Raw genomic sequence first — 7248 nt, 5'->3', positions numbered from 1 at the left:
CATTCCGTGAAACCCTTCGCCACTTTTTTCATACCACTTTGCCAGAAAAAGCGAAAGAACTCACGACTCGACTGACTGACAACTTTCAGATTTTAAAACCTGCATCTTCAAGTTAGATTGGTATATATATCCTCATTGTAATCGGTTTTGAATTATTGGATTTCTTGTCCGTGAAATTAATCTACAGCACGCAATAACTTATTGCAATACAAAAAATTATTAATCTATAGGGTTTTGTATTAACTTATTGATATAATTAATTAATTTTTTAATTATAAAAGTAATTGATGATTTTTTTAATAACTATTGGAAATAAAAAACCGGGTTGCCCCGGTTAATTTTTATTTGTCAGATTGGAGGGTTTTCAAGCAAAACGCTGGTGGTCGGAAGATAGGCGCAAAAGAACCTTGGCTATAATCTTGACATAAGAAAATTCTTCTTCATCCAAGTACCAAGTTTCGTATTTTTTGTTGTCTGAAATGATTGCTAGTTTTTTATACATTGATTGTAATCGCTTGACATACAGCTGCCCATCCAGTGCAAAAATATATACGCCATCTCCATCGAAATAATTTACTGAAATATCAATAAAGATCAGATCTCCAGATTCTATGCTAGGGGACATGCTATCACTAAGCACTGTGATTATTTTGACTACTTTGCTTGAGCGATTACCAAACAAGGCATTAGCCTGCTCTGTCGTGTATATGATTCCTTTAATGGTTTCTGAAAGCCCTGTTGAGGCAGTCACATCAATATCTGAGTTTGTTTGAATATCAAGGGATTCTATGTGATAACTATTATCATCAGTATTTTTAACTTCTATTGAAGAAGGCCTCTCTGTATTTAGTATTTCCTCTCCGTGCATTAACCACTCAGGGCTTACATTCAAGGCATTAGCTATCTCCACGAGCCTTCTACTTGTGCTTGTTTGACCTGATGCGAGGCGCCATATAGCAGGCTGGGATACTCCCACTCTGCTTGCGAGTTGAGCTTGACTCATGTCCGAGGCGCGTAATGCCTTATTTAGACGTTCTGCAAATGTTTTCATGCGCATGAATCTATACCTTTTGTTATTTGATTTCAAATAAGTTAAGTTATTGCAAAAAGTTATTTATTGGTTTAGTGTAGTCCAACGAACTATAACAAAAGGTATACGATGTGATTAATTTGCATGTCAAAAGAGCTATTGAAATTACAGGTAGTCAAGCGTCTCTTGCTCGGGCTTGCGGTGTAACTCAGCCGGCGGTTTATCGTTGGTTAAATGGCAGTCGCATTAAGGCTGATTACGTTATGGCAATCGTCGAAGCCACAAACGGCGCAGTCCAAGCCCACGAGCTACGCCCTGATCTGCCCAAGGTATTTCCACCACCGGAGAAAGATCATGTTTCCTGATTACACCCAAGTCACTATGCCCGACGTTTATCAGCCGGGTGATGCTGAATTTATTCAAAAGATTCTGGCTGCCATGAAAAGCGCCTCGATGCGGGAGTATGCAAGGGATAAATACGCCTACGTCTACAAGCTCCGGTGGGATGAAGAACCCGTGTCATATCGCAAGGGTAATGCCGGAGCTAAGGCAGCCAACACATGGCTCCGGTTGTTTTTTAACAAGAATCACAGATCGATGCAGGGTTATACAGAAAAGCCAATAGCGGTATCGGGTAAGCAGGCAGTTTAGTTTCATAGGGTGTACTTGTTGATAAGTACAATGGCGTATCAGTTTAATAGTACAAAGGGGGTGATATGTGGGGAAGAGGGGAAAACTTTCTAGGGGGAGTAAGAGGGGGTGATCTTTGAAAGGGGTGTTAGGGAAGGCACAGCCAAGAGGAAGAACTCAGATCTTAATATAGATCACTGTAGGGGTTACAAATGCCCGCAGCCGTTTAGACGTCCAAACAGGAATAAGAAAAGGGCTTCTCCTCTGGCAGTGGAAAATAATCAAGTGAGGGTATCAATGTTAACGAAGAATGGAAATGTGGAAGGGTGCAAGAAACAGAACAGCCAAACTTTGGCGAGCGAAACTGTTCCGGTTCTTGCTGGGGAAATCATAAGTAAGCAAGTTTCCGTAGCTAATTATGACACTAATTTTTCATTAGAGGAATGGCGTCCAGTAGCAATTGAAGAATTTAGCAATAGCTATGAGGTTAGTAATTTAGGGCGAGTCCGCAGTCTTGATAGATATGCGCCTGAGAACACTAAAACCAGAAAGATTAAAGGCCGTGTACTCAAGGCCAGAATGCGCAAAGATGGCTATTTGACGGTGAATTTTAGCATCAATGGCACCTTGTTCCAGTTCGCTGTCCATCGCTTAATTACGATGGCGTTTATTGAAAATACAGATAAATACCCCTGCGTTAATCATAAAAATGGCGTTAAAACAGATAACCGAATCAGTAATCTTGAGTGGGTCACGCATAAGCAAAATATCAACCATGCGATTGCAAATGGGCTAATGACTGTTAAAGGTTCAGGTAACGCACAATTCAAAGGCGTTATTAGGGCAACAGATATCAAAACAGGTAATTCTATTGATTTTGTTGGTAAAAAATCACTAATAGCCTTTGGGTTAAGTCATACCGCCGTATACTCCTGTATAGCTGGTAGGGTTAAAAGTCATAAGGGGTACAGCTTCCAAAGATTACCTATCGGTATGGAGGCAACAGCATGCTAACCATTACCCCTAACTTTGCACAGGAACGCGCTTTAAATATGCTGCGTCAGGACTGGAAAAACTTTAACTCCTTCATGGTCTACGCCCCGACGGGTGCAGGTAAAACCGGATTATCTGCCTTCATCACAAAGGGTTTTGTATCAAAGGGTATGAGGGTTCTTTTCGTCGCACCGTTCACCGTATTGATAAACCAGACTGCCCAGCGTTTTATTGAGTATGGCTTACCTGAAGAGGAAATCGCCTTTATCTGGCGTGACCATCCCAATCAAGACCCGTCGAAGCTGATCCAGATTGCGTCAGCGGATACGCTCATTCGTCGTGAGTTTCCCGCAGATATTGATCTGCTGGTGATTGATGAAGCGCATCTGAAACGCAAAAAGCTACTGGAAGAGATTTCCCGGTTAACATCAGAAACAGATTGCAAGGTGGTCGGGTTATCAGGCACCCCATTTTCACCGTTCCTCGGTCACTATTACCAGAAACTGATAAAGCCCACCACGATTAAGGAATTAATCCAGCGCGGTGATCTGAGTGCTTATGAGTTCTACGCTCCAACGAAGCCCGATCTGTCCGGCGTCAAATCATCCTCAAGCAAGGAGTACGGCAGTGATTACAAAGAGGATGAGTTAGCCGAGATTATGTGCGGGTCGGATTTGGTGGGGGATATCGTGAGTAGCTGGCTCAAATCGGGCGAGAACCAGCCCACTATCTGTTTTTGCGTCAATGTCAGCCACGCCAACTTTATCACGGTCGAATTTAATCGTGCCGGGGTGAATGCCGGGGTCATGACCGCCAGCACCCCTCAGGATGAACGGGATGTGATTATTCACCGTTTCGAGCAGGGCGCAACAAAAATCATTGTCAATATTGGCGTCCTCGCGGCAGGTTTTGACAGTGACGTGCGTTGCATCATCTATGCCCGTCCCACCAAGTCAGAAATCCGCTGGCTACAAACCATCGGCAGGGCGCTGCGCCCGGCTCCGGGTAAGGACAGGGCGATTATTCTGGATCACTCCGGCACCGTCCACCGCCTCGGCTATCCCGACAGCATCGAATATGACGAGCTGCCCGGCAAAAACGACGGCATGAAGTCCGGTTCCAGCCACCGGGAGCAGGAGAAGCGGGAGAAGTTACCGAAAGAATGTTCCTCCTGCCACTACATGAAGCCTGCGGGGGTCTATGTCTGCCCGAAGTGTGGCTTTAAGCCGCTGGTGGGCGAGGATGTTGATGTCGATACCACTCGCGGCCTGAAGAAGTTAAGCCTGAAAGAGCGCACCTACACACAGGCCGAGAAGCAAAGTTTCTACTCCCAGTTGAAGTATTACCAGAACCAGCGCGCCACCCAAGGCAAGGTTATCAGTAATGGCTGGGTATTCCATACGTTTAGAGACAAGTTCGGTGTTCCGCCTGACGGCTTGCATGACACCCCGCAGGAACTGACGCCCGAAGTAAGCAATTTCATCAAACATAAACAAATAGCGTGGGCGAAATCCCGCAAGAAAGCGGAACGGGTGCCACCGTCCAGCCACGAACAGCAGGAAATGCGCCTTAAGGTTGCCCGTCAGAAGGTCAGTGATATCCGTGAAAAATTAGGCATTCAGCCACATCAGGGAGACATGCTGTGAACAGAATAAAAACAACAGAGGCTGTGATTGGGCACTGGCCTAAAGTTTTCGAATACTACGGTCTGCCCCCCGTGACAGGCAATAAACACTTCAAGGGTAACTGTCCAATCTGCAAGCAAAAAGGCAAATTCCGCATTGATGACCGTGACGGGCGGGGAACCTTCATCTGTACCTGCAATGCCGGGGACGGCTGGGCACTGCTCAGGCTGACGCAGGGAAAAGAATTTAAGGTGCTGGCGGATGAGATTGATCAGCTATTGGGTATTCAGCGCGATAAGGTCACACCCAAACCTAAAACCAGTACGGTGGCAGACAGCCGCCAAAAGATAATCAGCCTTTACTCCCGCATGCCGGAACTGAAAGGCACCTCAGCCGAAAAATACCTGCAAAGCCGGGGGATTTACAGTCATCACCCTATTGAACAAATTCACTTCTGTGAAAAGCAGCCGACCCACCAAGGGGATTATCAGGCGATGTGGGCACTGGCGACAGATTCACGCGGGCAATTATGTTACCTGCACCGAACCTATCTGGACGGAGATCGGAAAGCGCCTTTAGCGGTGACCAAAAAAATGCTGTCGCTACAGGAAGACAACTATCTCAAATATGCCGAATCGGTGGCTATTCGGATGTTTCCGGTGGATTCAACGCTGGGCATTGCTGAGGGCATCGAAACCGCACTTTCCTGCAAGCAACTCTACGGCGTGAACACATGGTCAGCCATGAACGCGGGGCATATGGCGAAATTTATTGCCCCGATGGGCGTTAAACACCTTATCGTCTTTGCAGACAATGACTGGAGTGCCACAGGCCATGCCGCCGCCATGGAATGCGCCCACAAGAATCTGATGGCGAATAACGATATTGAGACGGTCAGTGTTCGCTGGTCGGATCACGGGGATTTTAATGACCTGCTCCAGAACGGAGATCAGGCCAGAGAATTGACATTTATGAAAAAGCAGCGGGAGACAAAATAATGACGGACAACACAGTACATAAAACACTTTTCACTATTCCTGAACCGGGCTACAGCACAGCAATCGCCACGGTAAAGCCGTTACCCGTTCAGCGCAAGATCACCGGCAACAAACAGGTAGATGCTTACCTGTGGGTATTGGAGGTCATCAAAACCAATGAACCCGCTCACCTTGACGCAGCAGAAGTTGCTCTGAAGAAACTGAAAATTACCCCAAAAGCAGCGCAGCAAAAATATGCTGATTATCTGATGAAGTCGGGCGCACATGCTTTTCAGGTTGCCTTTGGCACCCTGAGCATGGATAACCCGCAAGGCTACATCAGCAGGGCGAAAGAACAGATTAAAGCTGCGGCGAAAGTCAGGGGTATTTTTGCCAGCTATGAAGCGGCACTGGAACTGACCGCACCTGAAAAATTAATGCTGATGGGGGAACTGGCTGAAATCTATGAGCCTTTCCACTATTGGAGCGAAGAAGAACATGCACAAGGTTGCATGTACGGTGATCGCATTAACGAAATAGACACATTACGTAAAGCAACCGCGAAAGGCTTTGCTGAACAGCTCCCCGAACCGCACACCTTGTCTGATGTGGTGCGTGAGTTCCTTTATTGGGACTGGTTATCTCAGATGCGTAATGTGGCTGCTAAAGAACTGGATCCGGGCGGATACGGTGATGAGCGATATTATATTTATGACCGGGAAGAATATCTTGAAGAGAAACTGACCACTATTCAGCCGATAAGCCGTCAGGAAGCGATAGACGTCTGTAAGTGGGTGCTGGAAGAAGAACGGTTCCATGATCGTGAGCTGACCGACAGAATTATCCTCAATTTGGTAGGGGAGTGTGCTGATGCGTGATATTCAGATGGTATTAGAGCGCTGGGGTGGATGGGCAGCCAGCGGACACAGCGGTATCAATTATTCCCCTATCGCAGCAGGCTTCAAAGGGTTACTGCCTCTCACGTCAAAATCAAGACCTTCTTGCTGTGATAACGATGGCATTGCTGTAGATGGTGCTGTGGGGCGACTGATAAAGGCAGGGCGTCAAGATGAGTTTGAATTAATCGAATTGCATTACATTCACGACATTTCGAAATCAGAAATAGCCAGAAAAAAGAAATGCTCTGAGGGCAAGATACGTCAAAATCTGATGGTCGCTGAAACCTTTATAGAAGCCTGTTTAATTATGGCGGAGGTTACTTTGGAGATGGATATTTAGATACATAAAGAAACATCAAAAAAATAACACAAAAGCTTTTCGTAACGAAATTTACGGGTTATTGTGATAAGAGTGATAGCAACGTCACACAGCTTATTGAATTTTCAGACCTCGCCTCATCGGCGGGGTTTTTTATTGCCTAAAATCCCCTTTGCTTTTCGTCGATTCAGGAAACGATTGTGAATTTAAATGACCTCACCTTAATTAACGACGACGCGCTAACATTTATCAAAACATTACCGGATAACTGCATTGACCTGATCGCCACTGACCCGCCCTATTATCAGATGAAAGAGCACCAATGGGACAACCAGTGGAAAGATGTCACGGCATACCTTGCGTGGCTGGATGAAGTGCTTGCTGAGTTCTGGCGGGTACTGAAACCCAATGGCAGCCTGTATATGTTCTGTGGGTCGCGTCTGGCGTCGGATACGGAACTGCTTGTGCGTGAACGGTTCAATGTGTTAAATCATATTATCTGGGCGAAACCTTCTGGCTACTGGTTAAAACAAAACAAAGAAATCCTCAGAACCTATTTCCCGGCAACCGAAAGAATAATTTTCGCTGAACATTATCAGCGGTTTGATCACCCGAAAAACAACGGGCATTCCCGCCGGTGCGAAGAACTGAAACAATCCATGTTTAAACCGCTGATTGATTATTTTCGTACTACTTGGAAAGCATCGGGTATCAGACTGAAAGAGATAAATCAGGCGACGGGCAAACAGATGTCCAGCCACTGGTTCAGAAAGAG

General features: G+C 45.9%; 9 protein-coding genes and 1 pseudogene. 9 read left to right on the top strand and 1 reads right to left on the bottom strand.

From position 1 onward, the window contains the following. Positions 1 to 116, top strand: a pseudogene (locus AACQ81_RS00050) (IS630 family transposase); the annotation flags it as partial. Positions 117 to 364: 248 nt separating this feature from the next. On the opposite strand, the gene AACQ81_RS00045 reads toward AACQ81_RS00050, so the two are convergent. Beyond that, positions 365 to 1057 carry an XRE family transcriptional regulator gene (locus tag AACQ81_RS00045; RefSeq protein ID WP_237388291.1) on the bottom strand — a complete coding sequence of 231 codons (693 nt, stop codon included), beginning with the start codon at positions 1055 to 1057 and terminating at the stop codon, positions 365 to 367. Positions 1058 to 1161: 104 nt separating this feature from the next. Here AACQ81_RS00045 and AACQ81_RS00040 point away from each other — a divergent pair, with 104 nt between their 5' ends. From AACQ81_RS00040 to AACQ81_RS00005, 8 genes are all read left to right on the top strand, one after another. Then, positions 1162 to 1395: a transcriptional regulator gene (locus tag AACQ81_RS00040; protein ID WP_443089572.1), complete on the top strand. Its 234-nt coding sequence runs from the start codon at positions 1162 to 1164 to the stop codon at positions 1393 to 1395. Beyond that, positions 1385 to 1681 (top strand): hypothetical protein, encoded by a 297-nt coding sequence (locus tag AACQ81_RS00035; protein WP_237388290.1) that lies wholly within the window; start codon positions 1385 to 1387, stop codon positions 1679 to 1681. Before AACQ81_RS00040 ends, AACQ81_RS00035 begins: the two co-directional genes overlap by 11 nt. Before the next feature lie 276 nt (positions 1682 to 1957). Then, on the top strand, positions 1958 to 2674 hold the full coding sequence (locus tag AACQ81_RS00030) for an NUMOD4 motif-containing HNH endonuclease (RefSeq protein WP_237388289.1): 717 nt from the start codon (positions 1958 to 1960) through the stop codon (positions 2672 to 2674). After that, the gene (locus tag AACQ81_RS00025) at positions 2668 to 4299 is read left to right on the top strand and encodes a DEAD/DEAH box helicase (RefSeq protein ID WP_237388288.1); all 1632 of its coding nucleotides are present in this window, start codon (positions 2668 to 2670) and stop codon (positions 4297 to 4299) included. The genes AACQ81_RS00030 and AACQ81_RS00025 overlap by 7 nt, the downstream gene beginning before the upstream one ends. Beyond that, the gene (locus AACQ81_RS00020) at positions 4296 to 5276 is read left to right on the top strand and encodes a DUF7146 domain-containing protein (RefSeq protein WP_237388287.1); all 981 of its coding nucleotides are present in this window, start codon (positions 4296 to 4298) and stop codon (positions 5274 to 5276) included. The genes AACQ81_RS00025 and AACQ81_RS00020 overlap by 4 nt, the downstream gene beginning before the upstream one ends. Next, a complete protein-coding gene (locus AACQ81_RS00015) occupies positions 5273 to 6133 on the top strand; it encodes a helix-turn-helix domain-containing protein (RefSeq protein ID WP_443089573.1) in 861 nt (286 codons plus the stop codon). Before AACQ81_RS00020 ends, AACQ81_RS00015 begins: the two co-directional genes overlap by 4 nt. Next, complete coding sequence (locus AACQ81_RS00010) at positions 6126 to 6494, top strand: antiterminator Q family protein (RefSeq protein ID WP_237388285.1); 369 nt, start codon at positions 6126 to 6128, stop codon at positions 6492 to 6494. The genes AACQ81_RS00015 and AACQ81_RS00010 overlap by 8 nt, the downstream gene beginning before the upstream one ends. A gap of 179 nt (positions 6495 to 6673) precedes the next feature. Beyond that, positions 6674 to 7248: DNA-methyltransferase (locus AACQ81_RS00005; protein ID WP_336885694.1), on the top strand; the 575-nt coding region annotated here is incomplete at its 3' end.

The sequence above is a fragment of the Xenorhabdus sp. Sc-CR9 genome, assembly GCF_963897815.1.
Taxonomy (GTDB): Bacteria; Pseudomonadota; Gammaproteobacteria; order Enterobacterales; family Enterobacteriaceae; genus Xenorhabdus.
The sequence above is the reverse complement of the archived record's forward strand: the minus strand, read 5'-3'. Positions and strand labels throughout refer to the sequence as shown.